This window comes from Lysinibacillus mangiferihumi (assembly GCF_003049665.1).
Taxonomy (GTDB): Bacteria; Bacillota; Bacilli; order Bacillales_A; family Planococcaceae; genus Lysinibacillus; species Lysinibacillus mangiferihumi.
Map to the genome: position 1 here is coordinate 129,039 of NZ_PYWM01000002.1, position 25,529 is coordinate 154,567.

25 protein-coding genes are annotated in these 25,529 nt (G+C 34.6%); 18 read left to right on the forward strand and 7 right to left on the reverse strand.

The window, feature by feature from the left end; all coding sequences use genetic code 11:
* Positions 1-440: 440 nt before the first annotated feature.
* The gene (locus C9J37_RS02670) at positions 441-761 is read right to left on the reverse strand and encodes a hypothetical protein (protein WP_107894131.1); all 321 of its coding nucleotides are present in this window, start codon (positions 759-761) and stop codon (positions 441-443) included.
* A gap of 306 nt (positions 762-1,067) precedes the next feature.
* On the opposite strand from C9J37_RS02670, the gene C9J37_RS02675 reads away from it, so the two are divergent.
* A complete protein-coding gene (locus C9J37_RS02675; RefSeq protein WP_107894132.1) occupies positions 1,068-2,042 on the forward strand; it encodes a hypothetical protein in 975 nt (324 codons plus the stop codon).
* A 315-nt stretch (positions 2,043-2,357) separates the two neighbouring features.
* Here the strand turns inward: C9J37_RS02675 and C9J37_RS02680 are convergent, their stop codons facing one another.
* Positions 2,358-2,666 carry a hypothetical protein gene (locus C9J37_RS02680; RefSeq protein ID WP_107894133.1) on the reverse strand — a complete coding sequence of 103 codons (309 nt, stop codon included), beginning with the start codon at positions 2,664-2,666 and terminating at the stop codon, positions 2,358-2,360.
* A gap of 489 nt (positions 2,667-3,155) precedes the next feature.
* Between C9J37_RS02680 and C9J37_RS02685 the strand changes: the two genes are divergently transcribed.
* Positions 3,156-3,563, forward strand: coding sequence for a GNAT family N-acetyltransferase (locus C9J37_RS02685; RefSeq protein WP_107894299.1), 408 nt, complete (start codon positions 3,156-3,158; stop codon positions 3,561-3,563).
* Positions 3,564-3,964: 401 nt separating this feature from the next.
* Here the strand turns inward: C9J37_RS02685 and C9J37_RS02690 are convergent, their stop codons facing one another.
* Positions 3,965-4,864 (reverse strand): DMT family transporter, encoded by a 900-nt coding sequence (locus tag C9J37_RS02690; RefSeq protein ID WP_107894134.1) that lies wholly within the window; start codon positions 4,862-4,864, stop codon positions 3,965-3,967.
* A 131-nt stretch (positions 4,865-4,995) separates the two neighbouring features.
* Between C9J37_RS02690 and C9J37_RS02695 the strand changes: the two genes are divergently transcribed.
* From C9J37_RS02695 to C9J37_RS02705, 3 genes are all read left to right on the forward strand, one after another.
* The gene (locus C9J37_RS02695) at positions 4,996-5,871 is read left to right on the forward strand and encodes a LysR family transcriptional regulator (RefSeq protein ID WP_107894135.1); all 876 of its coding nucleotides are present in this window, start codon (positions 4,996-4,998) and stop codon (positions 5,869-5,871) included.
* 83 nt (positions 5,872-5,954) lie between these two features.
* Complete coding sequence (locus C9J37_RS02700; RefSeq protein WP_107894136.1) at positions 5,955-6,629, forward strand: phosphopantothenoylcysteine decarboxylase domain-containing protein; 675 nt, start codon at positions 5,955-5,957, stop codon at positions 6,627-6,629.
* Between the two features lie 373 nt (positions 6,630-7,002).
* The gene (locus tag C9J37_RS02705; protein ID WP_080653350.1) at positions 7,003-7,158 is read left to right on the forward strand and encodes a YezD family protein; all 156 of its coding nucleotides are present in this window, start codon (positions 7,003-7,005) and stop codon (positions 7,156-7,158) included.
* A gap of 116 nt (positions 7,159-7,274) precedes the next feature.
* Here C9J37_RS02705 and C9J37_RS02710 read toward each other — a convergent pair whose 3' ends face one another.
* A complete protein-coding gene (locus C9J37_RS02710; protein WP_107894137.1) occupies positions 7,275-7,691 on the reverse strand; it encodes a YhfM domain-containing protein in 417 nt (138 codons plus the stop codon).
* 100 nt (positions 7,692-7,791) lie between these two features.
* Positions 7,792-8,280, reverse strand: coding sequence for a flavin reductase family protein (locus tag C9J37_RS02715; protein ID WP_107894138.1), 489 nt, complete (start codon positions 8,278-8,280; stop codon positions 7,792-7,794).
* Between the two features lie 278 nt (positions 8,281-8,558).
* On the opposite strand from C9J37_RS02715, the gene C9J37_RS02720 reads away from it, so the two are divergent.
* The 4 genes from C9J37_RS02720 to C9J37_RS02735 all read left to right on the forward strand — a co-directional run bounded on the left by C9J37_RS02720 (position 8,559) and on the right by C9J37_RS02735 (position 13,325).
* The gene (locus C9J37_RS02720; protein WP_107894139.1) at positions 8,559-9,095 is read left to right on the forward strand and encodes a hypothetical protein; all 537 of its coding nucleotides are present in this window, start codon (positions 8,559-8,561) and stop codon (positions 9,093-9,095) included.
* Positions 9,096-10,191: 1,096 nt separating this feature from the next.
* On the forward strand, positions 10,192-11,550 hold the full coding sequence (gene aroA, locus C9J37_RS02725) for a 3-phosphoshikimate 1-carboxyvinyltransferase (RefSeq protein ID WP_107894140.1): 1,359 nt from the start codon (positions 10,192-10,194) through the stop codon (positions 11,548-11,550).
* 4 nt (positions 11,551-11,554) lie between these two features.
* Positions 11,555-12,667, forward strand: coding sequence for a hypothetical protein (locus C9J37_RS02730; protein ID WP_107894141.1), 1,113 nt, complete (start codon positions 11,555-11,557; stop codon positions 12,665-12,667).
* A 4-nt stretch (positions 12,668-12,671) separates the two neighbouring features.
* The gene (locus C9J37_RS02735) at positions 12,672-13,325 is read left to right on the forward strand and encodes a class I SAM-dependent methyltransferase (RefSeq protein ID WP_107894142.1); all 654 of its coding nucleotides are present in this window, start codon (positions 12,672-12,674) and stop codon (positions 13,323-13,325) included.
* 106 nt (positions 13,326-13,431) lie between these two features.
* On the opposite strand, the gene C9J37_RS02740 is transcribed toward C9J37_RS02735, so the two are convergent.
* On the reverse strand, positions 13,432-14,589 hold the full coding sequence (locus tag C9J37_RS02740) for an oligosaccharide ABC transporter ATP-binding protein MsmX (protein WP_107894143.1): 1,158 nt from the start codon (positions 14,587-14,589) through the stop codon (positions 13,432-13,434).
* A 108-nt stretch (positions 14,590-14,697) separates the two neighbouring features.
* Positions 14,698-15,597 (reverse strand): PucR family transcriptional regulator, encoded by a 900-nt coding sequence (locus C9J37_RS02745; protein ID WP_107894144.1) that lies wholly within the window; start codon positions 15,595-15,597, stop codon positions 14,698-14,700.
* Positions 15,598-15,991: 394 nt separating this feature from the next.
* Here C9J37_RS02745 and C9J37_RS02750 point away from each other — a divergent pair, with 394 nt between their 5' ends.
* The 9 genes from C9J37_RS02750 to C9J37_RS02790 all read left to right on the forward strand — a co-directional run bounded on the left by C9J37_RS02750 (position 15,992) and on the right by C9J37_RS02790 (position 25,464).
* Entirely contained in the window at positions 15,992-16,903 is a 912-nt protein-coding gene (locus C9J37_RS02750) for a dihydrodipicolinate synthase family protein (protein WP_107894145.1), read from the forward strand.
* Between the two features lie 146 nt (positions 16,904-17,049).
* Positions 17,050-18,447, forward strand: coding sequence for an ABC transporter substrate-binding protein (locus C9J37_RS02755; protein ID WP_107894146.1), 1,398 nt, complete (start codon positions 17,050-17,052; stop codon positions 18,445-18,447).
* A gap of 78 nt (positions 18,448-18,525) precedes the next feature.
* Positions 18,526-19,401 (forward strand): carbohydrate ABC transporter permease, encoded by an 876-nt coding sequence (locus C9J37_RS02760; protein WP_107894147.1) that lies wholly within the window; start codon positions 18,526-18,528, stop codon positions 19,399-19,401.
* A 12-nt stretch (positions 19,402-19,413) separates the two neighbouring features.
* Entirely contained in the window at positions 19,414-20,253 is an 840-nt protein-coding gene (locus C9J37_RS02765; protein ID WP_069511421.1) for a carbohydrate ABC transporter permease, read from the forward strand.
* Positions 20,254-20,279: 26 nt separating this feature from the next.
* Positions 20,280-20,969, forward strand: a complete 690-nt coding sequence (locus tag C9J37_RS02770; RefSeq protein WP_107894148.1) for an N-acetylmannosamine-6-phosphate 2-epimerase — start codon at positions 20,280-20,282, stop codon at positions 20,967-20,969.
* A gap of 47 nt (positions 20,970-21,016) precedes the next feature.
* A complete protein-coding gene (locus tag C9J37_RS02775) occupies positions 21,017-21,901 on the forward strand; it encodes an ROK family protein (protein ID WP_107894300.1) in 885 nt (294 codons plus the stop codon).
* A gap of 16 nt (positions 21,902-21,917) precedes the next feature.
* Entirely contained in the window at positions 21,918-22,772 is an 855-nt protein-coding gene (locus C9J37_RS02780) for a MurR/RpiR family transcriptional regulator (RefSeq protein ID WP_107894149.1), read from the forward strand.
* 53 nt (positions 22,773-22,825) lie between these two features.
* Positions 22,826-24,019: an N-acetylglucosamine-6-phosphate deacetylase gene (nagA, locus tag C9J37_RS02785; RefSeq protein ID WP_107894150.1), complete on the forward strand. Its 1,194-nt coding sequence runs from the start codon at positions 22,826-22,828 to the stop codon at positions 24,017-24,019.
* A 296-nt stretch (positions 24,020-24,315) separates the two neighbouring features.
* Positions 24,316-25,464: a cyclically-permuted mutarotase family protein gene (locus C9J37_RS02790; protein ID WP_107894151.1), complete on the forward strand. Its 1,149-nt coding sequence runs from the start codon at positions 24,316-24,318 to the stop codon at positions 25,462-25,464.
* The last annotated feature ends 65 nt before the right edge of the window (positions 25,465-25,529 follow it).

Sequence of the window (25,529 nt, forward strand, 5' to 3'; positions counted from 1 at the left end):
AAATTGATTGTAGTAAACTTCACATAAATACGAATAGCAGAGCGAGCGTAGTAAAAGCTTACCTCTGCTATTCGTATTTTTGATTTCAAAATCAATCCTTTCACCTTTTTACGCTTAATTATTTCAATTATAATACTTTCAATAAAGGTTTAGATGCTAATAAGGCGGTTGCTGATGCTAATATGGCTACTTCTGAAGCGAATACAGCCAAACAAGGGGCTTTAGATGCAACAGTACATAGTCAAACAGCTCTAACTTCAATGCAATCGCTCATAAATAAATAGATAAATAAACAACGGTCAAGCAATAAATTTATCAAATGGCTCAGTGACAGAGGGTGAAGCTTTAGGATTGTTAATTTTAGTGGTACAACGAACTCTCTAAGATAGAAAATGACCAAGGTAGCTTAATTGCTGTCTTGGTCATTTTCTAATTTAAGATTAAAAATTTACATAACTAACTTCATCACTGTCTGGGTCATAATATTGAAAATTATTTATTCCGTGTTTTTCTTGTAAGTATTCTTTTACTATTTCTATATCTTTACCAAAAGTAGGAAATGGAGTGCTTCCGAATCTTATTAAATAAGGCTCTTCTTCAGATATAGAAGCGTAGAGTATTTCTTTATCATCGTATTGAAAATCGACATTCCATCCTCTATAACAAATCAAATAAGTTCCATCGTCTCTTAGTCCGCATTTATCTTTATAATAAACGATATTAACATTACATATTTTGTTATTTATCAAAAATGAATCCATGTTGTTGTACTCCTTTATAAACTTTAATTACCAAATGTATTTTAATGTAAATTTTTGATTAAGTACATAATTATTTTAATTTAGAGCTTGATCCGCTGTTTACGGAATCGTAAGTAAGGTTGCAGGAGAATTCGGGAATTAATCACTCTCTCCTTCTGTATTTTTATAAAATATATAAACTTTATATATGTATTTTTGTTAATTTATACCTTATTATAAAATTATAGGTAATTTTGTTGTTTGTAAAAAACTTAGTATGACTTACGTAATTGCCTATACAAAAATAGTAGATGGAGGTAGAAATTAATGGCAAGAATTGTAGAAAAGATTGATGAAATTACAGGGAAAACAGAGAAAGACTTACAGTTGAAAGAGCAATTTGGTTTCCTTCAAAAAATGGCACAAGCAAAGTGTGAGCAATTTAGAGCAGAACTTCAAAATATGTTTGTAAGTGGTGGGACTAAAGAACTTGAAATTGTAGGGAATCGGGCGATGTCTTATCACGACATGCAGCATGTGGATTTAAGTTCCAAATCTTCAGATTCAATTAAAAAGGCAATTGAGATGTTTTTTAAAGGCAAAGAGGGAGTAATTGAGGGTTTCAAAAGCATAGTTGAAACAGCTTTAGATACTCTGATTGGGAACAGTTCCATGGGAGAATATGAAGAAAAAATGTTTTTTGTTTATCCTGAAAACTTCGCGATTGTACGAGTAGATGTTAAATTTTATAAGTATACATTCTCATCCAAAGGTATTATTGCAGATACTGAAAATATCTTCTGCTATACCATGGCAAAATCAATTGTGGATCATAAGAAGTTATCTATTGATGAGCTTTTATATTTGGTGACAGAAATGATTGGTGCGGATAACATTAGTGAGGTTAAAGCATTTATAAAAGAACTGAGAGAAATATGGAAGATGCTTGAAACAGAAGATACAGATAGTACCCTATTAAAATATCAACTTGCAGATGCACCGCAAACAGTTTTAAAAACTAGCTCAAATAATAATTTGCCTTCAGTTTCGAATATTAAAGAATTAAAAGAATTCGCAGAAGAAAGAAGTTGGATTGTGAAGGAAGTGTTATCTGATAGACTCGAAATAAAGAATTACGAGATTGAAAAATTCTTCTCTCAGAAAGAGAATCCGAAGTTTGTACTTGCTAATGATTCAGCATTGAAGGAAGATTACCAAAGATGGGCCGAGATGATTTATAAAATCGATGAAGCATATGGGAAAGATAAAAATGAGGAAACTAATCCCGTGATCCATTCTTAACTAATATTATGCAACAATTGATCACTTTCCATCTGAACTACATCCCGTCAAGTAGACAGTGGAAATAACAAAAAATATACTAAGCGGCTTGAGTTATGAATTCTAAAGGACTCAAGCCGTTTAATACCTTTTGCCCCACAATTTTAATACAGAGGTACTGCTAATCTCATATTTAGCTAAACCTCCATCTGTGAATAATTCCGTTGAGTGTAGTCTTCCACAGCCGCTAATTTTAACTTTTTGAATAGTATTTACATGAAGTCGGAACAAATAACCAGGTGCTCATTTTTTATTGAGTACCTGGTTATTTGCAAATTATATATAATGACTAGGTTTTTTCTTATTATCTAAATAACGCTCTCTAGAATATTGTGTGAAATCTCTAAACAATTTTGAAAGTGAAGTAGGGTCAAGATTAAGACTAGGCGGCATAACCTCAAATAATTGTGAATCATAAGATATGATTTTATCTGTATAAGAACCTAAAATAATAATTTTCAGTAATCCTATATCACCTAAGTGTTTATAATGTTCGCTTGTAATTATGATTTCTTGCTCTGGGTGCAATTTTAACCATCTTCTTACACGAAATTTATTCATATGGATATTATTGTTTAATTTCATGATTTTGTTTATCCCCCTTCTATATTCCTATTTTAGGAAATAGGGAGTTAAAAGTATATAAAAAACAGACAACTAATTAGTTATTTGTTTTATGTACAGACTTGGACCCTTTAGCTTGTTCAATTACTTCTTCAAAAGCCGATTTAATTTCCTTAAGCGTATAACGAGCTTTTAGTAATTCTTGGGTTGTTTGTTCATTTTAAAACTTCATTTAAATTTTGTCTATCACTGATATTAAATTATATTTAAAGAAAGTAAATCGAGTAAAAATTTTTATTTATTAAAGAAACTTCTTATAAAGAGCGTTCAGCACCTTTTTATATTGTTTAAATGAGCTTGGTAGCCTTCCACAATCAATCGTCATAGTGAACCAGCTTTAGAAAATTGCTGGAATGGTAGATGGATGGAAATTGTTATACAAACGCTAGAGTTTTGAGGTATTATAAAACTTCTGGAGAGTAGAGTTTAATGAAAGAAAGGGAGTATTTTATGAAAGAAATTAAATCGATATCTATTGAACCTCATGTAAGAGAACTATTATCCTTTGCGACCTCAGAAAAGAATGTTGATAAAGAGTATGAATTATATATGCATTCACCAGTAAGAGAATTATATGGATATGACAGTGAAGAGGAGATAATCGGCTGTATTGGAATAGATTTTTTAAGTCAAAACCGTTGTGAAATAAAACATATTGCAGTATCTAAAAATCATAGAGGAGTAGGTATTGGTAGTAAAATGATTAGTTTTATCTGGAAAAAATATTCTTTATCTTTTATGTTTGCTGAAACTGATATAGATGCTGTGAATTTTTATGAAAATTATGGGTTTAAGATAACAAGGTTGGGCGAAAAGTATCCAGGTGTGGAACGATTTCTATGTATTTTAGAAGGTTAGTAAGTCATAAAAAGACCACTTCATGATGGTAAACTCATCCTGTTTGTTAGCAATTCACAATGATTGAAGAGACTGGGACAAAAGAGAAAAAGTATTAGATTGACCTCCTTCAATCTAATACTTTTTGCTATACCGTTGTGGTCCGCTATTGTGGAGCTTTCCGCTCAGCACAATGAGCCGCAACCCTCGCTAACGCGCGGAATGCCCGCGTCTTACATTATGTGCTGTTCCAGCTGGAGTCACCACCTCCGCTAGCGACAACTGGTGCACACTTCTAATGATTATTTTTGCATAAGCTAAAAATAGCCAGTTCTTCAAAATAGCGAAAATTTACGAACACCTTTCCTCTGTTCCTTAAATTTTTTTAGTTATGTCCCAGCCTCTCACTCTTTTCGTATTTATTAATGCATCACTTTTTCCTGTTCATGTTTTCTTATAAAGCGTAAAATGTGAAGATGTTCTAGTTGGGCAACAAGATTGCCGATTAAAATAAAGCTACCACCAATCAGTAATTTAACCGTTAGTCCCTCCCCGATAAACATCATGGCAAACATCGCGGCAAAAATAGGCTCCAATGAAAAGATAAGCCCTGTATGTGTAGCAGATGTATACTGTTGTGCAACAGTTTGGCCAACAAAGCAAAATGCGCTACAAATAATACCAAGCCCTAAAATGGCAATCCATGAAGTAGTGGAATTTGGAAGTGTTGGTGTTTCAAAAAGTAGCGTTAACACAAGCGCATACAATCCAGCGAAACCGAGCTGATAGATGCCATATGAAATCGACTCTACGCTGCGAGTAAATCGACCGTTTAACAGCAGATAAATTGAATAGCTTAATGCAGCAATTGCGACTAATATATCGCCAGTTTGAAAAGTAAAAGAATGTTGTACAGTTAAAACAGTAATACCAATCATTGTGCTAACAATCGCAAACCTAACAGCTTTTGAAGGCAATTTTTTGTCGATAAAGCTACTGAATATAGGCACTAGCACAACTGTCAGACTTAAAATAAATCCTGCGTTGGAAACGGAAGTAGTCTCCAGTCCGAATAAGCTAAGTGCAAACACAATGAATAAAAGCAAACCTTGAATAGCTGCGTATTTTAATGTTTTGAAATCGACTTTGATCATGCGTTTATAAAAGAGTATACCTGCTGCAAAAAATGCGATAATACAACGCAACGCTACCACATTATAAACAGCCAATGTTTCAAGCCCCATTACCATAAACGTATAAGACAATCCCCAAAACATTGTTACAATTACCATTAGTAAATTTGCTTTTCCTTGATTACTCATTATGCCACCTTCAATCTGTGTACTAAAACAGTTTTATACTAAAATTTACTATATATCTTGTATTGTGATTAGTAAAACGAATGTTTATAATGATTAATATTAAAAAAATTCATGTATAAGAGGGAAAGTGAATGAGTTTAGTCAAATACGAGATTTTGAATAAAGTTGCTGAAGTATCGAGTTTTACAAAAGCAGCTGATGCACTTGGGTTAACCCAATCGGCAGTTAGTCATGCTGTGTCAAGCTTAGAGAAAGAATGTGGATTTGCATTAATCCATCGAAGTCGAACAGGTGTAACATTAACGAGCGAAGGACAAACGATGCTGCGTGCGATGCGTCAAGTTCTCGATGCAAATGAATTATTACAGCAAGAAGCGGCTCATATTCTTGGAGTGACCCGAGGTAAATTGCGAATTGGTGTTATTTCAAGTATTTCGTCCAATTGGATGCCCGAAATTATTCGTATTATGGACAATCAGTTTCCAGGCATACGAGTAGAATTGCGCGAAGGCGATTATTATGAAATCGAGCAGTGGTTGCAAAGCGGTGTAGTGGATGCTGGATTTTTAAATGGTCAAAAATCGGAACAATTCCAATTTATCGAATTAGTACAAGACCCCCTTTTATGTATCGTTTCCAATCAAAGTTCTCTCTATAATCGAGCAGAAATTGATATTGCTGAATTAGAGGATATGCCTTTTATAATGACATCGTATCGAGGCACCAATGATGTAAAAGTCCTTTTAGAGCAGTATCATGTGAAACCAAACATCCGCTTTGAGCTGTCAGAGGAAGTAGGGATTATTTCAATGATTTCGCACCATTTAGGAATTAGTATTTTACCTCGCTTAGTTATCAATCGATTGCCGTCTTCATTAAAGGCCATCCCGTTAAAACAAGGTGGTTATCGAACAATTGGGCTGGCAATGAAACACCAAGCCTCACCAGTGACGAAAAAATTTGCGGAAATTTTAAGTGCATGGCTGAAAGAACAAAATAAGAAATAGGTTATTTTAACTTTTTACGTTAAAATAGAACATGAAGAAAGCTTAGTATTTCATGATAGTTTGAAAAGAAAAGGTGAGTGTGAGTGGGGACATTACAAGGAAAAACCGTACTCATTACAAGTGGGGGAACACTTGAAAAATGGGATCGTGTGCGCGGGCATACGAATTTATCGAAGGGGACGATGGGCTGCTATTTGGCTGAAGCAGCATTAGAAGCTGGGGCAGATGTTATCTATATGCATGGCTATTTTGCACAACTTCCGGTTAACCAAGATAAAATGCGTACCGTACGCTTTGAGGGTATTGAAGATTTAGGTGACAAGGTGCGCCATGCGGTACAGGAAGAACAAGTAGATATCGTTATTATGGCAGCGGCCGGCTCTGATTGGGTTATTGATAAAGTTTACGATCAATCAGGCAATCTCATGGAAGGTGCGGGCAAAATGCCATCGGACGAGCCTCCTATTATTCACTTTAAAAAAGCACCAAAAGTGTTAGGACAAATAAAGGGCTGGCAACCGAATGTCACGTTAGTAGGCTTTAAGCTAGAGGCAACAGAGGATGAACAGTTCTTACTATCGCGTGCACGTCTTCGTATGGAAACGGCTAACGCACAATGCATGGTTGCCAATAGCTCGCAATCGCTGTACGGTGGTCAAGAGCCTCATTGGATTGTACCTGCACAAGGTGATCCCATCAAAGTAATTGGCAAACAAGAAACGGCAAAAGTATTGATGAATTACTTACAAAATGTATAACAACAAACTGTGTAGAAGATGATATTCTGCACAGTTTTTTTGTTGTCATACATCATTCCGTTCCAAAATATGAATAAAGTAAAGGCGATTTACCACTTGCCACTAACACTATTGATGAAATAAGTTATTAAAAATATGGAATTGTAAGGTAAAAATGAAACTTTTTTCTTAATTACAAAGTATTCAGCTAGGTTTTATAATATTTATATTGACAATAGGTTTTCTGAATTATAGAATTATTTCCAAGAAACGTAGTGCTGATGCTAGGAGAGTAAAATGCAAATTCAGTACTATCTTTAGAGATAAGAGAACTAGTCATTTTGATGCTTGAATGTCTTTTATACAAAAAGTGAAAAAAGAAGGGGTGTATCGTATGTCTCAACTGTCTAAGATTGATGATAAGAAATTAGAAGTGATTGCGAAGGCCATTCAAAATTTAGAATTTGGTGAAGTGCAAATTACTATTCAAGATGGTGTGATTGTCCAAATTAATCGACTTGAAAAGCAAAGATTTCCACAGAAAAAGTAAAGCTTTAATAGAATGCGGAAGAATCAACAAAAGACTACCTTAAAAGCGCCCTTTGACGCCACATAGGTAGTCTTACACTAAAAACCGCTTAACGAAAAAACGCACTAAATGTTTCTTTATTTGACATCTGCTAGTTTACTGTCTGTTAATGCTTCGAACAAAGTGCTAGAATCCTTTTCGTTTAAATGAACGTATTGCTGGTCACCTTGAACGACTTCTAGTGTGTTTTTGTTTGGAGCAATCCAAACGGCATAAGTGATGGCTTTAGCGTTGGTATTGGAATTAACAAATTGAAATATAAACTCATAGTCTGGCAATCTTGCCATATCGACTTTTCGTTTCTCCCAGTCAGCATGATGTAGTATTTGTTTAACCGCTTTTACCTCTTTGGAATGGGTAATTTCCTTGAAATCCTCGTAAAATCCGTCTTCTTCCATTTTTTGAACTTCAATTTTTTGTTTTTCTAAGCTTGTACAACCTGCAATAAAGAAAACGAATAATAAAGGGACAAGTATATTTCTATAATAGAGCATGATAATCGTTTCACTCCTTTTCCAATAGTAATAATACGATGAGCTAACTTAAAAAATAGGTATCTCAAAGGGGAATTTTGAAATACCTACTTAAACCATATTATTCGTAAAAGCTCGTTGGAATTTGTCCAAGATGTCTACGGTGATAGAGCAAGGGTTCCTTCTGTCTATTATCAATTTGTAAAACTTGCCCGATGAAAATCGTATGGTCACCTGCATCAATTTTATTATATGTTTCGCATTGTAGCGTAGCTAACGTATCATGCAAAATAGGTAAACCATGTGCTGAAGTAGACCAATGAACTTGCGCAAATCTGTCAGCGATTTTGCTTGAAAATACCGTACATAAATGTGTTTGCTCATGCGCTAAAATATTGACCACAAATTTTTCCGTAGTATTAAAAAATGGATGTAGTTGTGATTTTTTGTCCAATGACCATAGAATGAGAAGTGGATCTATGGAAACCGATGCAAAGGAATTGACCGTTAAGCCAATCGGTTCATTTAGATTATTGCAAGCTGTAACAACTGTGACACCTGTTGGATAATTCCCTAATGCCTGTTTAAATGCAGTTACTTTGTCCGTCATACACATCACCTCTTGTTATGTTATGGAGAAATCCTTTTGTTTGTTCTTGTAGCATTTTCTTCGTTCTATTATGGATAAGCCTACAAAATAATCTAGCAACTGTAAAGGTCGTTAATTCAATTAATTTAAAAAACCAATTGAAAGGATTTTTTAAATGCTGATGGGGTATCCGGGCTTCTACGTTTTATTCTATCTTTAGTCATTTGTTTCAGTAGCAGTTATAGTGCTAGATGGAGATATTAAAAGGATAGATTAAATGAATGTGAGGTAAATATATAATGGAAATCATAACAATTAACGAATTTATTGTAAAAAGAACTATAAACGATTTGAAAGATGCGGTAAATAATCCTGATAAGTACACGATAAGTATAAATGATAACTGGGATGAATTTGTTTCTTTTATCAATAATAATCGGAGTAAATATATAGAAGAAGACGGTCTTCTTACACTTGATGGGGGGTTATCTATTAAAAAATATAATAAAGAGATTTTAGGTGTTCGATATTGGGACTATCTTCCGGAGCTATGGGCATATATTTTAAATGTTATTGAAGAATACTTAGAAGAAGGAATTGGGAAATGTTATTTTCCCGATCAACCAGTTAGAATTCAATTAAAGCAATTAAAAAATAAAAAAATACAATTTTTATTTGATAACGACGATCATGTGTTAGAATTTGAACAAAAAATGTTATTAGGAATCTTTTTGAATCGTGCTGAAGTCTTTTTTAATGTTCTTGTAAAAGAACTTGATTTGACTGGATACAGCTATCAAATTGAAAAAATTCAAAAATTAAAAACCCGTATATAAATCAATTTAAAAGCATGGGATTATGACAAGAGAGAAAAGTAGTTAAGATTAAAAATAAAGTATTGATATTAATATAATTTATAAAGTAGAAACGATAAAAATCGGTTCTACAGTCTTTTTTCATTTCCAATAAGAATAGACCGTGGAATGCACCGCCGTAGCAAACAGCAATGACCATGTAAAAAGTGTTAGATTGATTGCGGGGACTGACCCCTGTATATAAGACAGTGAACAAAAAGATCAACCAACACAGTTGTCGGTATTGAACTGGTGGCATTATCAGCGGCGTTACGGGACATGCTCATGGTAATGCCTTTTGCTATGCGGTTGCTTCAAAATTACGATTGAATAAATTCGCTGCGGTAGCGTAAGGTTGTCCTGTTCATTTCCGTTTTTTTCATTTTCACGTGACATTGCCAACCATATTTTGGCATGATATGGACGACTTTATGATTGACCCGCATTTCTTGACGTAATAGAGCTGTAATTTTCGGTAGCCATAGCGAAATTTATGGGCACAATAAAGTCCTTCAATACGTCTCTCTGTTGTTTGACGCGAATTTGCAGCTGTAGATGCCTGTTTCCAACGATAGATGGGTTCAGTTCCAAAATGTAGTTTACTATTTTACTAGTGGCTCTTAAGAGAATAATAAGGATAGCATATAAAATATTGTTATCAAAAAATGTTGACTGTTTTAATGTGATGTGATAGAATTTGCGCAACAATTAATATTTTTTTAAATTTTCGGAATAATGAATTTTGTTTACTTATCAAAAGTGTCTGAGTTACTGAACTATTGATTTCAAAAGTATTCAATCATTATAGAACCATTATTTATTTCTTTACTGACTTTAATTATCTTAATGCCCCGTAATTTTACTGCTGCTATAAACGATTTTCTGAAGACTACTCAATTTATAAACATTTCATTTATAGCTAAATAACATCAATTAAAAACTGAAAATTCTGTTTATAAATCATTTGATGAAAGGGGATAATCACCTGATGAAAATGACATTGATAACGATGTTAATTCAGCATTAATTGCCATGAAATTGATTATGCAAATTTATAATGGAATGGAGATTATTAAGAATGTCAAAAAGTCATCAATATAGTGGTTGGTCAAATAATATTGAATATAGTCATGTTAAAATAAAGCCTTCAAAATATAAAGTTGATAGCAATCTATTTGTACCAGGAAGTAAAAGTATGACAAATCGGGCATTAATTATTGCTGCATTGGCAGATGGAAAATCAGAAATAGCTGGAATTTTAAAAAGTGATGATTCTTATTGGTGTATCGAGGCATTAAGAGAATTAGGAGTAAAAATAGATTTGGTTGATGACAAGGTCTACGTAGAAGGTATGAATGGCAAATGGGTGAAAAAGAATTCACAATTATTTATTGGAGCCGCTGGGACTGTCGGTAGATTTTTACCAGGCGCTTTAGCACAAGCGGCTATTGGTGAATGGGAAGTATATGCAGATGAACAGTTGAGCAAAAGACCTATTAAAGATATTGTCAATTACTTGAATGCTTTGGGTGGGGAAGTCAGTTTTTTAAATATGGATGGTCATTTCCCACTGAAAGTAAAGGGAAGGGGTCTTAAAGGAGGCGAGATTATTGCTTCTGGAAAGATTTCTAGTCAATTTATTAGTGGGTTATTAATTGCATCTCCTTATGCTAAAGAGAAAACAACCATAAAGGTTGTTGATGAAGTTGTACAAATATCTTATATAAAGATTACGTTGAACATGATGGAACAGTTTGGAGCTTCTTTACAATATGATGAACATCTGACAAAAATCATTGTAAACAATAAACCTTATACATCACAAAATATTGTATTAGAATCTGATATTTCAACAGCTTGTTATTTTTTTGCACTAGCAGCTCTTACTGGAGGAAAAGTTGTTGTAAATAATGTTAATTGTAATACTTTACAACCGGATTTAAAGTTTTTAGATTTTTTAAAGGAAATGGGCTGTGGAGTCGACATTTTACATACTCAACAGCAAGTTGAAGTTAGAGGACCAAAACAATTAAAAGGTGGCTTCACCTTTAACTTTAAAGAAATATCAGATCAAGCATTAACAATAGGAATATTATCTGTTTTCTCAACCTTGCCAATTACAATAACAGGAGTCGCACACATACGAAGGCATGAATCAGATCGAATTATGGCTTTGTCCACTAATTTAAAGAATATTGGTATTAAAGTGGAAGAGAATGATGACGGATTTACAGTTTATCCTGGGACTCCTACAGATGGAATAATTAATCCGTATAATGATCATAGAGTTGCAATGGCATTTGCATTGTTAGGTAGTGTTATTCCAAACATTGTGATAGAGAACCCTAGTTGCGTATCTAAAACATGTCCTGAATTTTTTGAAATACTAAGCAAAACAGGGATTGATGTGCAATATATTAGGGAGGGGGACATGTAATAAAATGATTGTAAAGGGTTTAGAAGATAAACTACTAGAGTACGCAAAAAAATACTTTAACAAAGCTTACATTTGTAGTTGTGTAGTTCAAAGAAGAACAATAGAATTTATTTTGTATTCAGATGTAGAGGTGTTAGATTTCTTTAGCTATAAATTTATCCCTTACACAATAGTAAAAGAGGGTTCCTTATCTGCAGATAGCTTCAATGTAAAAGCATTTAGCATTTATTTGAATTGTGCACCAATAGACTTAGATTGTAAGTTCGCTTTTGAAGACGTAGATATAGTGAAAAATGAAAAAGATAATAGAAAAAGTATTCAGTGCAGGAAGTTAGCATTGAAAAGATTTAATATATTTATCATGAAAAAATCTGAGAATATTATCGTTTTTGACAAGGAATCAAATAGCTTTTTAATTACAGGTTCTAGTTTAATAAGTCAATTAGAAGATATAAGGGTTTTAATAAGGGATATTTTAAATATAGGGTTAATAAATGAAGGCTTTGTTGAAGTCCATGCTAGTGCTGTCGCTAATTCTCAAGGCAAAGTAAATATAATATGTGGAAATTCAAATAGTGGAAAAACGACAATATTATTTGATTATCTCAAACAAAAATATAATTTAGTTTCTAATGGCAGGGTATATCTAAAGCCTATCAAAGAAAACTTACTCGTTTTAGGTACTCCTGAAAGTATCTATATTCGTCCAATTTCTTTTAGAAATTTTCCTGAAATTCTATCTGTTTTGCCTGAATGTGAAATAGAAGTTGGAAAATTATATGATGAAAATTGCCAACCTAGAGATAAAATTAAATCCCATTATAAAGAAATTTGTAAAGTTTTTGGTTGTGAGGCAGTCCAAGAAGGGACATTAAATGAGATTGTATTTCCGCTGCTTTCCTCTCCAGACAACAAAGTGAATTCAAATAAGATTATTCATAATAATATTATTAATTACGATGATATTTGTAGGCGTGAGTGGTCAGGTGCTATAAATATTAATAGTAATCTTTATAAAATTAATATGGAAAATCTAAAGAAAAGACTAGTGGATTATTCTAAAAAAATTTTTGTTTTTAGAGAAAAGGATAATTATTTATATTATAGAAAGGAATAAATCTATGCCGCAAAAGTGGGATGAATTATGGGGAAATTCAGATAAAATTAGAAGATGGTCAATCCCTGATTATCATTTTATAGATTATTTAATGGAAATGGAAAATAATTGTAATCAGTTAAAAGCGTTAGATATGGGATGTGGAATTGGGAGACATAGTGAGTATTTAGCTAAAAAAGGATTCATCGTAACTGCTGTAGATCCAAGCCTTACTGCAATTAACTACTTGCAACAAAAAAGTATTGATGAAAATATTCCTGTACAGATATTTCAAGGAGATTTAACATGGCTAAAGTCAGTAGAAGATAATTCATTTGATTTAGTTGTAAGTTGGAATGTAATATATCATAATACTTTATCTGAACTTGAGGATGCTTTGAAAGAGTTTTATAGAATTTTAGTGACTGGTGGAAAATTACTTCTAACTTTAAATTCAACAAATAATATTCATTATGGAAAAGGTATAGAAATAGAGAGAAATACCTTTATTAATCAAAAGAAATTAGACGGAGAACATCCACATCATTATTCAGATAAAGATGAAGTAGATAGATTATTAACAAACTTTAAAGTGTTATGTTTATCGGAAGATGAAGAGGAGGTTGGGGGAAAACTTTTTAAAGATAGATGGCATTGGTATATTTTTGCTCAAAAATAAATAAAAATTTGGGCAATAGCTATCATTTTGCAATGGTAGATAAAGTAAATCATATCATAATGAAAGGCGACTATTCATTCAATACTGATAGAATAGTCGCCTTCTTTTAGTTTACAACAAGTGGTTTTTCATTGCCCTCATTGTCTTCGTTATGCTTGTTATCACCTGGAATAATTCGGTTTTCAGTGTCTTTATCGAAGAAGTGGACTTTGTTCATATCGAGTGCTAGTGGGATAACTTGACCAGGTTTAACATTGGCATGTGAATCCACACGTGCAATAAATTGCTGCCCTTCGACCTGTGAATAGAGCATGATTTCAGCCCCCATTAATTCCGCCACTTCAATCGTTACCTCGATTCTAGACCCTGGCGATGATTCAATAAACGCCTGTTCATCGTGGAAATCTTCTGGACGTATGCCCATTAAAATTTCTTTATGGTTGTAGCCTTGCGCTAGTAAGTATTTCATTCTTTCTTGTGGAATGGCAATAGAAGTACTGCCAATGTTGAGTTTGCCATCGGTAAGCGTACCCGTAAAGAAGTTCATGGCAGGGGAGCCGATAAAACCGCCAACAAAAACATTTTTAGGTTGTTCATAAACTTCTTTTGGTGCTCCTACTTGCTGAATAATACCATCTTTCATTACAACGAGGCGCGTTGCCATCGTCATAGCTTCCGTTTGGTCATGGGTAACATAGATCGTTGTTGTTTGTAGGCGTTGATGAAGTTTAGTAATTTCTGCACGCATTTGAACGCGTAGCTTGGCATCTAAGTTCGATAAAGGCTCATCCATTAAAAATACTTTCGCATCCCGAACAATGGCACGTCCCAATGCCACACGTTGCCGTTGACCGCCCGAAAGTGCTTTCGGTTTACGATTTAAATATTCCTCAAGACCTAGAATGCGTGCGGCTTCGTTGACACGACGGTTAATTTCATCTTTCGGTAATTTCCGCAGTTTTAATCCAAATGCCATATTTTCATATACGCTCATATGTGGATAAAGGGCGTAGTTTTGGAATACCATGGCGATATCACGATCTTTTGGTGCAACATCATTCATGCGTTTTCCATCAATGATTAAATCTCCCTGAGAAATTTCTTCGAGACCCGCGACCATACGTAATGTGGTAGATTTACCGCAACCTGAAGGACCTACGAAAACAATGAATTCCTTATCTTCAATGTCCAAATTAAAATCTTTTACTGCCGTGACGTTTTTATCATAGATTTTATAAATATGTTGTAATTTTAGTTCTGCCATTTGGTTCATCTCCTTAAAATGTAATGGTTTTTTAGAGTATAAGAGAAAATTATGCAAAATGTATATGTATACATTACACAAAATATCATTGGGCATATTGAACAACTATTAATAATTTTCTGATTTTAGCAACAACATAGCAAGTGAAACAAATGTAGCATTGGCAAAGGAACGAATATCGATTCCTGTATTTTCTATAAACTTATCCAATCGATACTGTAGGCTATTGCGATGAATATAAAGTTTTTTGGCAGTCAAAGACGCGTTTAAATTACATTGTAAAAAGACTTGAATTGTATCAAGCATCTCCTGCCCTTGCATACTTTCAACAAACAAATTCGAGAGTATGTTTTTGTTAACGAGTGATGGAGCATGAATGAGTAGTAAAGGCAATGCTTCGTGAAATGTGAGTGATTTTTCCCGATCAGCGAATCGATGGATTGCTTTGAAACATTGGTATTCATAGCTAAACTTTTCTTTTACGAATAAATCAGCTTGATGCAGTTGACCGATATAACTATAAATTTTAACAAAAAAATCACTCGTTAATGTATCACTTAGTTGGCTAAACGCCTCTTTATCAAAAACGACTTGGGGCTTTTCATCTACGATAATGCCATGTGTATCGTCCATCATAAGTATTACCGGTTGCTGAAATCCTCCTGTAATGGCCTCTTTAAAATTATGTAAATCCTCAATTGGTTGTTTGAGATAGAAATAGCAAAAACGCAAAGTTTTTACATCTTGTAAAAAGGGTAGCTCTTTGCCATCGTTGTTTAAAAAATCATACCATTTTTGTTGAACGCTAGAGTTATTTTGTCCATTCATCGTATTGTCTATGGGAAGAAATAAAGTCAGTAAAAGATTACGTTCGGCATCTGAAAGGGCTGTTTTGACGATGCCGAATTTACAATTATCCTCTGTTATAAACCAATATTTACTGTTGTCTTGTGCATTATATGTAGTTGTAAAGGCAGTCTGAAAATAATTTTCTAATTTCTTAAGCATTGATTTCTCCTTTTTAGACTGATTGTAAACAATCGTATCTCCATCTGTAAAACAATTTAAATATTCCTAGACATCAAGTGGGCTAGTCTGAAGCCCTTTATATCGGTCTTTCTAAATAGATTTCGGTCATGTCTATAAGGAGTAGTTTTTTATTATTGTTTACGAAGGTGGAATTTTTCTCCGTAAATTAAAAAAATGAAGAAAATTATTTACAATTTTTTTGACTTGTTATAATATTACTTGTAAGCGTTAACAGTAATGATTGGCATTTAAAAAACGCAAGAGGTTAATGCCATGCTTTATCATTTTGAAAATAGGGGCATTGAACCATGCTATTTTCGTTGTGTTTTGTCAACGGACAATGATATAAAAACTTTTTAGGTGGTGTTCAAAGGTGAATTTAGAAAAGTATAAAGGAATCATTCCTGCTTTTTATGCTTGTTATGATGAGCTAGGAGAAATATCTGAAAGTAGAACGAAAGAATTGTGTAACTATTTATACAAAAAAGGTGTTAAAGGGCTTTACGTTGGTGGAAGTTCAGGAGAATGTATTTATCACAGCTTAGAAGAAAGAAAAGCGACACTAAAATATGTGGCACAACAACTAAAAGGGAAGCTTACATTAATCGCACATGTGGGGGCACCATCAACAAGAGATAGTGTAATTTTAGCAAAATATGCAGAAGAATTAGGCTATGATGCTGTCTCGGCCATTCCACCTATTTACTTTAAATTTTCAGAAAGTTCGGTTTATAAGTATTGGACGGAAATTATGGATGCAACGACAATGCCATTTATTATTTACAATATCCCACAAACGACAGGTTTTGACCTTTCACTCAATCTCTTTAAAAAACTAATAGAAAATGAAAAAGTGATAGGGGTAAAAAATTCTTCTATGCCTGTTATGGATATTGAAAGATTTAAGGCTACTGCTGGTGACAATTTTATCGTCTTTAATGGGCCTGATGAGCAATACGTTTCAGGCAGAATAATCGGTGCCGATAGCGGAATTGGTGGAACATATGCCGTGATGCCTGAGCTATTTTTAATGGCAGAAAAATTTGTGTCAGCAGGGGATTTCGCGAATGCTAGAAAAATTCAACATGATATTAATGATATTATCGTTGCTTTATGTTCGTTAAATGGTTCTCTATATTCCACGATTAAAGAAGTTTTAAAACAAAATGGGGTTCATATAGGCAGTGTCAGAGCTCCATTAGAGCCAATATCGGGTGACGATTTAAATAAAATCGCTGGTATTAAAGCGTTAATCGACAACGCCATCCAAAAGTATAAAGGGTAGTCCACTTGAAAAGGTCAACCGTTAGTAATAAAGGTTGTCGATAATTACAAGTGTAATTTCACATAGGGGAGGACACAAGCTAATAAAAAGCTTGTCTTTCATAAAGGCAATTTTATTTTAATGACATTCAAAAGGGGGAGTCGTTTATGTTTCAAAGGCGTTATTTCGCAACTGCAATAGCAATCTTGTTTGTACTTTCAGTGCTAGCAGGATGTACAAGTACTTCTACTGATAGTTCAAAATCTAGCTCTAGTTCATCTGATGTGGTAGAGCTAAAAGTATGGTTAACTCCGCAATGGAAAGGGGTTTTAGATGCTTCCGAAGATGGAGCAGATTATGATAGCTTCTTCAAACATGCAGGGGAGCGTTTCGCTGCTGAGTATAAGGAGCATAACGTTAAGGTGAATGTAGAAGTAATTGCAGGGGAGCAACGAGATGAGCTATTAAATGTCAATCTGAATGGAGGAACACCTCCAGATGTGTTCTTTGAAAGTGTATTTGCCATGGGAGACTACGCTCATAGAGGAGCTTTAGTATCATTAAATGATATTGTGGATGAGGAATCAAAAAAAGATATTGCCCAAGGTTATTGGGACAGTGTGACATTTGGTGAAGATGTGTACTTCTTCCCATTCTCACATAACCCAGGTACTTTAGCTTACAATGCGGATATGTTTAAAGCTGCAGGACTTGACGAGTACATTGGTGGAGAGTATGAAATTAAAACTTGGACACTAGCTGACTATGAAAAAATATTAAACAAGTTAAAGTCCGATATACCGAAAGATCAATATTCAAATGCGTATCCTATGGGATTATATGCGTTAAATAATCAAGGGGATACTTGGAATCTTGCTTATTTAAGAATGTTTGGCAATCAATTTTTTGATAACAACGGCAATTTAATCATTGATGATGCTAACGGTGTGAAAGCAGCCAATTGGTTAAAGAAAATTTACGATGATGGCTTAACAAATCCAGGGGTAGAATCCGTTTCTTCAAATGACGTGAATGCGATGTTCCAAAATCAACAGCTTGCAATTAGTTTTACTAACGCAATATTATTCAATAACGCAAAGGCTGATATGGAAAGTGGAAAAGCGCCTAAGTTTGATATAAGACTAGCAAACATTCCTTCTGAAAGTGGCGATCCATTATCGTTCACGTATGTAACGGGTGCAACTGTATTTGACACAAAAGATGAAACGAGAATAAAAGTTAGTAAAGATTTTGTGAAATTTATTTCCACTGATGCTGAACTTGTCAAGGCTTCTAAAAATGGTGTACCTGTTAGAACATCAGTTGCCAATGAGTTCAAATCTGAAAAGCCTTATTTCGAGGCGTATTCTGCTAACGACCCTTACATGTTTAACTTCACAGGTAACGTACCGGGCTACAGCCAATTAAGACAAGTTTTATATCCAGAATTACAAGCACTATACACGGGTGGAAAAACGGCGGAGCAGGCTGTGAAAGATTATGAAACAAAAGGCAATGAAGTAATTGAGGAATCAAAAGCAGATTCTGTAATTTATAAAAAATAGCATGGCGTGTATACAACTTTACAACAATTTAAGCCCCTAGATGCTGGGGCTTAAATTGTAGAAAGGTAAATGATACCGATGAAAATCAATAAAAAATCGTTTAAAGAAAATATGACAGGTTACTTGTTTATCGCACCTCAAATTTTACTTTTTCTTATATTTTTAGTTTACCCTATTATAGAAGGAATCCGTTTAAGTTTATTTAAAATAAATTATCAAGATGAAGTGTTTATTGGTTTTGATAACTATAAAAAATTATTTAGTGATCCTGTATTCGTTCAGTCTACAATCAACACCGTTATTTTTGTAGTATGTATTGTCGCGTTGACGGTGTTTTTCGCCCTGTTTGTTGCCTCTACTGTATTTGATAAAAATGCGAAATATGTGTCTTTTATACAAGGTGCATATTATATTCCGGTGATGGTCTCGGCGGTTGTTATGAGTATGATATGGAGCTTTTTGCTAAACCCTGCAAATGGACTTATTCCTTTTATAGCAAGAAAAATGGAACTAGCCTCCGTCAACTTTTTAGGGGATACGAATTGGGTATTACCAGTCATTATTTTCGTTACCTTTGCGACAAATGTGGGGCAGGCCATTATCCTTTATATTGCCTCTATGATTGGGGTGCAAAAGGAACTTTTTGAAGCGGCTGAAGTCGATGGTGCGAGTCGCATGAAAATCATATTCAAAATCATTATTCCAATGGTTAAACCGACGACGATTTACATTATTATTATGAATATTATCGCAGTACTTAAAATATTTGTCGTTATTCAGTTATTAACAGGTGGAGGGCCAAACAACGCCTCTACGACACTCATGTATTACTTATACAATAATGCATTTAAGTATAACCAGCTTGGTATTGCTTCTGCAGTAGGTGTAATTATGTTCCTCATTACATTAGTGTTATCTACTCCACAGCTAAGAACAATGCTTAAGAAGAATTAGAGGTGAACGACTATGCGAAGAAAGAAAAACAAGAGGAAAAGAGAAAAAATAGAAATCATAACAAATTGCATTGTACTATTTTTTGCTGGTTTAAGTCTTTTCCCGCTCTATTGGCTTGTGACAAGTTCCTTTAAGAACAGTGCGGATGTCGTAAAAATGCCACCAGATTGGTTTCCCAAAAGCTTAAACTTTAGTAACTATGTAGATGTATTTAACAATCAGCCAGCTTTTATATGGACTTATAATAGTTTGTTTGTAGCTTTAATGTCCACATTTGCTTTAATTGTTGTTAGTTCACTTGCGGCCTATGCCTTTTCCCAATTGAAATTTAAAGGGAAAAACATCATTTTCATTATTTTTATTTCAAGTTTAATGATACCTAAAGAGGTTATGATTGTTCCGCTATTTAGAATTATTCAAGATATGAATATGGTCAATACATTAAGTGGTATGATTTGGCCTAATGTCGCAACAGCCTTCGGGGTATTTTTACTAAAAGGATTTTTTGATACAATTCCAGATTCATTGAGAGAAGCGGCCAAAATCGATGGCGCAAGCGAATTCCGTATATTTTTTAAGATTATGTTGCCATTAGTTAAACCGGGTATAGGTGCTTTATTTATTCTTAACTTTGTGCAAGTTTGGAACGACTATTTATGGCAGCTTGTTGTTGGGCAAGACGTTCATTCCAAAACATTAATGGTAGGAATCGCAACCTTAATGCAAGATTTAAATCCAAACTTTGCTTATAAGATGGCTGGTGCTACTGTAGCAGCAATTCCGATGTTACTGATATTTATTTTCTTCCAGAAGTACTTTACAAAAGGAATAACGATTGGAGCAGATAAGTAAATGTTTATCCATGGAGATGTATGCAAATGAATAAAAAACAAAAAGTATTTGACGGTATTAAAAGACAACTGATTGTTTCATGTCAGGCACTTCCAGAAGAACCTCTTCACAGCCCTTTTATTATGGGGAAAATGGCTTATGCCGCGATGCTTGGGGGAGCTAAGGGCATTCGGGCAAATAGTATTGAAGATATTAGAGAAATTAAGCGTATGGTTGAACTGCCGATTATTGGTATTATTAAAAAGACGTGTGAAGGGTCCGACGTAGTGATAACACCTACTGCTCATGAGATTGAATTGCTTTATCAGGAGGGGGTAGATATCATTGCACTAGATGCAACGAAAAGGAAACGACCTGATGGCACAACTATCAGCGAATGTTTCCCTAAAATTAGGGAAACATTTAAAGATCAAATTTTTATGGCTGATTGCTCCACGTATGAAGAAGCAAAAGTGGCCTATGAACTTGGTTTTGATTGCTTAGGTACAACATTAAGTGGTTATACGGAATATACAAATGATAAAAAATTGCCGGATACAGCGTTAATCAAAAGATTAGTCCAAAGTTTTCCGATCCCTGTTATTGCGGAAGGTGGTATTTGGACTCCAGAAGAATTGAAACGCGTTTTTGATTTAGGTGTTCATACAGCAGTGGTCGGTACAGCAATCACTAGACCGATGGAAATTACGAAAAGATTTGTTCAGGCTATACAATAGTGAAGATTGCTAGAGGAAGAAGAATAGTGTTTTAAAGGATGATGCAAGTGAAAATATTAGCCGCTGATATTGGTGGAACATCGATAAAAGTAGGTATCGCAGATTATAATGGGCGCTTAGAAGTATTTAAAGAATACGATACGGAAAGTAACAAGGGCGGAAAGTATTTAGTTGAAAAACTAATTAAGATAATCCATGAGTTTCAAGGCTTTCAAGCAATAGGCATTAGTACGGCAGGTCAGGTTAATAGTGCAGATGGTTCTATTATTTATGCTAATGATAATATTCCAAACTATACGGGAACTAAATTAAAGGAAATTCTCGAGAGGCATTTTAAAGTGCCTGTTAAAGTTGAAAATGATGTCAATGCAGCTGCCCTAGGGGAAAAGTATTTTGGCGCAGCACAGAACTATCATGATTTTATTTGTTTAACTTATGGTACAGGTATTGGTGGTGCCATTATCATAGATTCTAAAATTTATAAAGGGCATAATGGCTTAGCAGCAGAATTTGGGCACGTGATTACGCATCCTTTCGGTAATAAGTGTAACTGTGGTAAGCAAGGATGTTATGAAACGTACGCTTCTACAACGGCTTTAATCAAAAAAGCACAGCAAATAAACGCTGACTTTATAAATGGTAGAGTCATTTTCGAAAGAATGCATCAGGGAGATAAAAGCTTAGAAAGGGTTTTTCAAGATTGGATAGTAGAAGTAGCATTAGGGTTAACTTCCTTCATTCACATTTTTAATCCTCAAGCGATTATAATAGGTGGTGGTGTTATGGAGCAAGATAATCTTGTTGAGATCATAGCACATCAAGTGAAAGCGTTAACGATGGAGAGTTTCGCAGATGTTAAAATTATGAAAGCCTCACTTGGAAATAAAGCCGGCGTTTTAGGTGCTGTGTCACTTCATTTACGAGGCGATTAATAGAAGGAGTATTAAAATGGCAAATCAAGATATATTTTCACTTATTCATTCGAGATACAATTCTTTTACTAACACGGAAAAAAAGGTAGCTGATTATATTCTCGAAAATATTAAAGATGTTATTTACATGTCGATTACCGATTTGGCTGATGCGTGTAATGTAGGAGAATCAAGTGTATTTCGATTTTGTAAAACGATGGATTTAAAAGGCTATCAGGAGTTTAAAATTATGTTAGCTCATAGCATTTCTCTCGATAATGAAACCCCGCAACTTTCTAGTGCCATTACGATGCAAGATACGATTGCGGAACTATCGTCGAAGGTTTTATCTTCAAACGTTCAAGCGCTAACGGAAACCTTTAATTTACTATCGGAACAGGATATTGCACTAGCTGTTGAGTGCATGATTAATGCCCAAAGAATTCACTTCTTTGGCGTCGGCTCGTCTTTATTGACAGCAATGGAGGCTAAAAACAAGTTTATGAGAATTACGAATAAAACCGAGTGCTCGCTCGATTCACATCTGCAAATTATGTCTGCTGCTTTAATGACAAAGCAAGACGTAGCTGTGCTTATATCTTATTCGGGTTCAACGAAGGATACAATTGAAGTAGCAAAAGTAGCAAAAGAACGAGGGGCAAAAATTATTTCAATCACGAGATTTGCGAAGTCTCCTTTAACAAGTTTCTCTGATATTACATTGCTTTGCGGTGCGAATGAAGGGCCACTTCAAGGGGGCAGTTTATCTGCAAAAATATCACAGCTCTATCTTTTAGATTTACTCTATTTAGAATACTTTAAGCAAACAAATAAGGACTCCGTTCATAACAAAGAACTGACTGCACAAGCGGTTATTGAGAAGATGTTATAAAGGCAGACAAAATATTAGGACAAGTAAATTGATTGGTGGGGAGAGTGAGGTTGATGGAACAATCAATTGTTTTAACGAATGCCAAAATATATGCAGAAAATGGCATTATTGATGATGGATTTATAAAGATGACGGGTAAGAAAATTCAAGCTATAGGATGGATGCACAATTATAGAACGGATGAGCAAGCCGTTATCATTGATTTACAGGGACATATCGTAATACCTGGCCTCATTGATATTCATATTCACGGTACGTCTGGCGCTGATGTAATGGATGGAGAAATTGCATCGCTGAAAACAATTGTCCAAGCATTGCCACAGGAAGGGACAACGAGTTTTTTAGCGACGACAATGACACAATCGGACGACCATATTTCACAGGCGTTAAAAAATGCAGCAAATTTTATAAAAAATCATCAACAACCAGGTCAGGCAGAGGTGCTAGGGGTTCATTTAGAAGGGCCATTTGTGAACCCTAGCATGGCAGGGGCTCAACCAGTGGATTTTATCGTGCTGCCAGAAATCTCGCTATTTGAAAAATGGCAAAAGCTAGCTGAAGGAACCATTAAACTGGTTACGTTGGCTCCTGAGCAAAAAGGGGGCTTGGAACTAATCCAGCATTTGAAACAACATGGTGTTGTCATCTCAATCGGCCATTCGAATGCGACATTTGCGCTAGTCCAAAAAGCGATGGCTGCGGGGGCTACGCAAGTAACGCATTTATTTAATCAAATGAAAGGATTGCATCACCGAGAGCCGGGCGTCGCGGGGGCTGCTTTGTTGCTGGAAGAATTATATGCTGAGTTAATCGTAGATGGCATTCATGTATGTCCTGAAATGATTCAGTTAGCATATCGAAGTAAAAAAAGCGAGAAGCTCATTTTAATAACAGATTCCATGCGTGCAAAATGTTTAAAAAATGGCAATTATGATTTAGGCGGTCAGTTGGTCATCGTGAAAGATGGTACGGCTGAATTACAAAATGGCACATTAGCGGGCAGTGTGTTAAAACTTGATGATGCAATGAAAAATATGCTGCATTACTGTGATGACTGTACACTGGAAGATGTTATTAACATGACGTCAAGGAATCCTGCAAAGCAGTTAAATATTAGTCATCGAAAAGGAAGTATTGCAGTAGGGAAGGATGCAGATGTAGTAGTTTTAGACGATCATTACGAGGTGCTAATGACTTTTTGTAGAGGTGTCTTATCTTATCAAAAAGAACTATCAATGGATGACTAGCATTGGTTTATCTATCTAAGGAGTTTTGTTGTCGAAGAAGCTGATTGTTTTCTATCGTTTCAATATAGATTTTGTTACGATGTCCGTCGTTCAATATAAACGCCTATTTTCACCTCTTTTCTTATCGTTTTCCTTCAAAAGAGTAATCTTTTTTACACTTAAATATTCGGAATATTTAGAATTTTTATAAGGCTATTTAGAAATAAAAGCAATCCCCCAAAGGAGGTGATTTGCGCACTATTTTTTATATCCATAATAAGAAATTTATGATTTCCAAATGAAGAGGAGGCGAACGTATGAAAAAATTTTTGGTAGTAGCTATGGTGTCGATGTTGGTTTTAGGTGTTGGTATGGCAAATAAAAAAGTAGAAGCTTCTAAGGGCGGAGAATCATTGGAAAGAATAACATGGGAATTTGCAGGAGAACTTGAGGCACAAAAAGGATTTGACAAGAATATTGGGACAGCTGGCGTCTTAGCTGGCTCTTATAAAGATTATTTAATCGTAGGAGGAGGTGCTAATTTCCCTTATGATACAGTTTTAAATGGAGGGGCAAAGAAACATTACTCCGATGTCTATGTCTATAAAAAAGATAAAAACAAGTTAACGCTTGTAGAACATACGAATCTTAATCATGAGATTGGTTATGGAGCGTCTATCACGACAGAAAAGGGAATCTATTATATTGGTGGCAGTCCTGACAAAGAATATGCAGATGATATCACATTATTTACGGTTGACAAAAATCAAAAATTGAAAGTAGAGAAAATAGGGGATTTGCCATTTACATTTAGTGATGGGATAGCGGCTGAAAAGAATGGTAAATTGTATATTGGTCTTGGTAAGCAAAATGCAAAAGAAAGCAATAAATTATATGAATATGATTTAAAAACATTGAAAATAAAAGAGCTCGCTTCGATACCAGGGGAAAGTGTTCGAAACCAAAGTGTGGCCCAAATATTAAATGGAAACCTTTATGTATTTAGTGGTGGCGGATCTGTTGCCTATACAGATGGCTACCAATATAATATTGAAAAAAACCAATGGTCCAAAGTCTCCTCTGTAAAAGTGGATGATAAAGAGCTATCTTTACTTGGCGCTAATTCAGTCAAATTAAATAACAATGAAATGATGGTCATTGGCGGTTTCAATAAAGAAGTTTATGATGATGCAGTAAAAAATTTAGGGACATTAAAAGATGATGAACTTTTGGCATTTAGAACAAAATACTTTACTGCAGATCCTTATGAATTTAAGTGGAATAAAGATGTACTCATCTATAATGCGCAAGAAGATACTTGGCGTTCTGTAGGAAAAGTCCCATTTGATGCACCTTGTGGTGAGGGCTTAGTGTTAATGGATAGCAACATTTATTCTATAAATGGAGAAATAAAACCAGGGGTAAGAACAAACGCAATTTATGCGGGCACACTATTGTTCGACTAAGAACAAACGGCTGGGTTGTCTCGTATTTCAAACGTTTGTCTTAATAGAATGTCCAATGTCGATAA

Bases quoted from the DNA above. Each gene is read 5' to 3' on its own strand.
- C9J37_RS02670 (WP_107894131.1), bottom strand. From the start codon at position 761: ATGGATTCATTTTTGATAAATAACAAAATATGTAATGTTAATATCGTT.
- C9J37_RS02675 (WP_107894132.1), top strand. From the start codon at position 1,068: ATGGCAAGAATTGTAGAAAAGATTGATGAAATTACAGGGAAAACAGAG.
- C9J37_RS02680 (WP_107894133.1), bottom strand. From the start codon at position 2,666: ATGAAATTAAACAATAATATCCATATGAATAAATTTCGTGTAAGAAGA.
- C9J37_RS02685 (WP_107894299.1), top strand. From the start codon at position 3,156: ATGAAAGAAATTAAATCGATATCTATTGAACCTCATGTAAGAGAACTA.
- C9J37_RS02690 (WP_107894134.1), bottom strand. From the start codon at position 4,864: ATGAGTAATCAAGGAAAAGCAAATTTACTAATGGTAATTGTAACAATG.
- C9J37_RS02695 (WP_107894135.1), top strand. From the start codon at position 4,996: ATGAGTTTAGTCAAATACGAGATTTTGAATAAAGTTGCTGAAGTATCG.
- C9J37_RS02705 (WP_080653350.1), top strand. From the start codon at position 7,003: ATGTCTCAACTGTCTAAGATTGATGATAAGAAATTAGAAGTGATTGCG.
- C9J37_RS02710 (WP_107894137.1), bottom strand. From the start codon at position 7,691: ATGCTCTATTATAGAAATATACTTGTCCCTTTATTATTCGTTTTCTTT.
- C9J37_RS02715 (WP_107894138.1), bottom strand. From the start codon at position 8,280: ATGACGGACAAAGTAACTGCATTTAAACAGGCATTAGGGAATTATCCA.
- C9J37_RS02720 (WP_107894139.1), top strand. From the start codon at position 8,559: ATGGAAATCATAACAATTAACGAATTTATTGTAAAAAGAACTATAAAC.
- aroA (WP_107894140.1), top strand. From the start codon at position 10,192: ATGTCAAAAAGTCATCAATATAGTGGTTGGTCAAATAATATTGAATAT.
- C9J37_RS02730 (WP_107894141.1), top strand. From the start codon at position 11,555: ATGATTGTAAAGGGTTTAGAAGATAAACTACTAGAGTACGCAAAAAAA.
- C9J37_RS02735 (WP_107894142.1), top strand. From the start codon at position 12,672: ATGCCGCAAAAGTGGGATGAATTATGGGGAAATTCAGATAAAATTAGA.
- C9J37_RS02740 (WP_107894143.1), bottom strand. From the start codon at position 14,589: ATGGCAGAACTAAAATTACAACATATTTATAAAATCTATGATAAAAAC.
- C9J37_RS02745 (WP_107894144.1), bottom strand. From the start codon at position 15,597: ATGCTTAAGAAATTAGAAAATTATTTTCAGACTGCCTTTACAACTACA.
- C9J37_RS02755 (WP_107894146.1), top strand. From the start codon at position 17,050: ATGTTTCAAAGGCGTTATTTCGCAACTGCAATAGCAATCTTGTTTGTA.
- C9J37_RS02760 (WP_107894147.1), top strand. From the start codon at position 18,526: ATGAAAATCAATAAAAAATCGTTTAAAGAAAATATGACAGGTTACTTG.
- C9J37_RS02765 (WP_069511421.1), top strand. From the start codon at position 19,414: ATGCGAAGAAAGAAAAACAAGAGGAAAAGAGAAAAAATAGAAATCATA.
- C9J37_RS02770 (WP_107894148.1), top strand. From the start codon at position 20,280: ATGAATAAAAAACAAAAAGTATTTGACGGTATTAAAAGACAACTGATT.
- C9J37_RS02780 (WP_107894149.1), top strand. From the start codon at position 21,918: ATGGCAAATCAAGATATATTTTCACTTATTCATTCGAGATACAATTCT.
- nagA (WP_107894150.1), top strand. From the start codon at position 22,826: ATGGAACAATCAATTGTTTTAACGAATGCCAAAATATATGCAGAAAAT.
- C9J37_RS02790 (WP_107894151.1), top strand. From the start codon at position 24,316: ATGAAAAAATTTTTGGTAGTAGCTATGGTGTCGATGTTGGTTTTAGGT.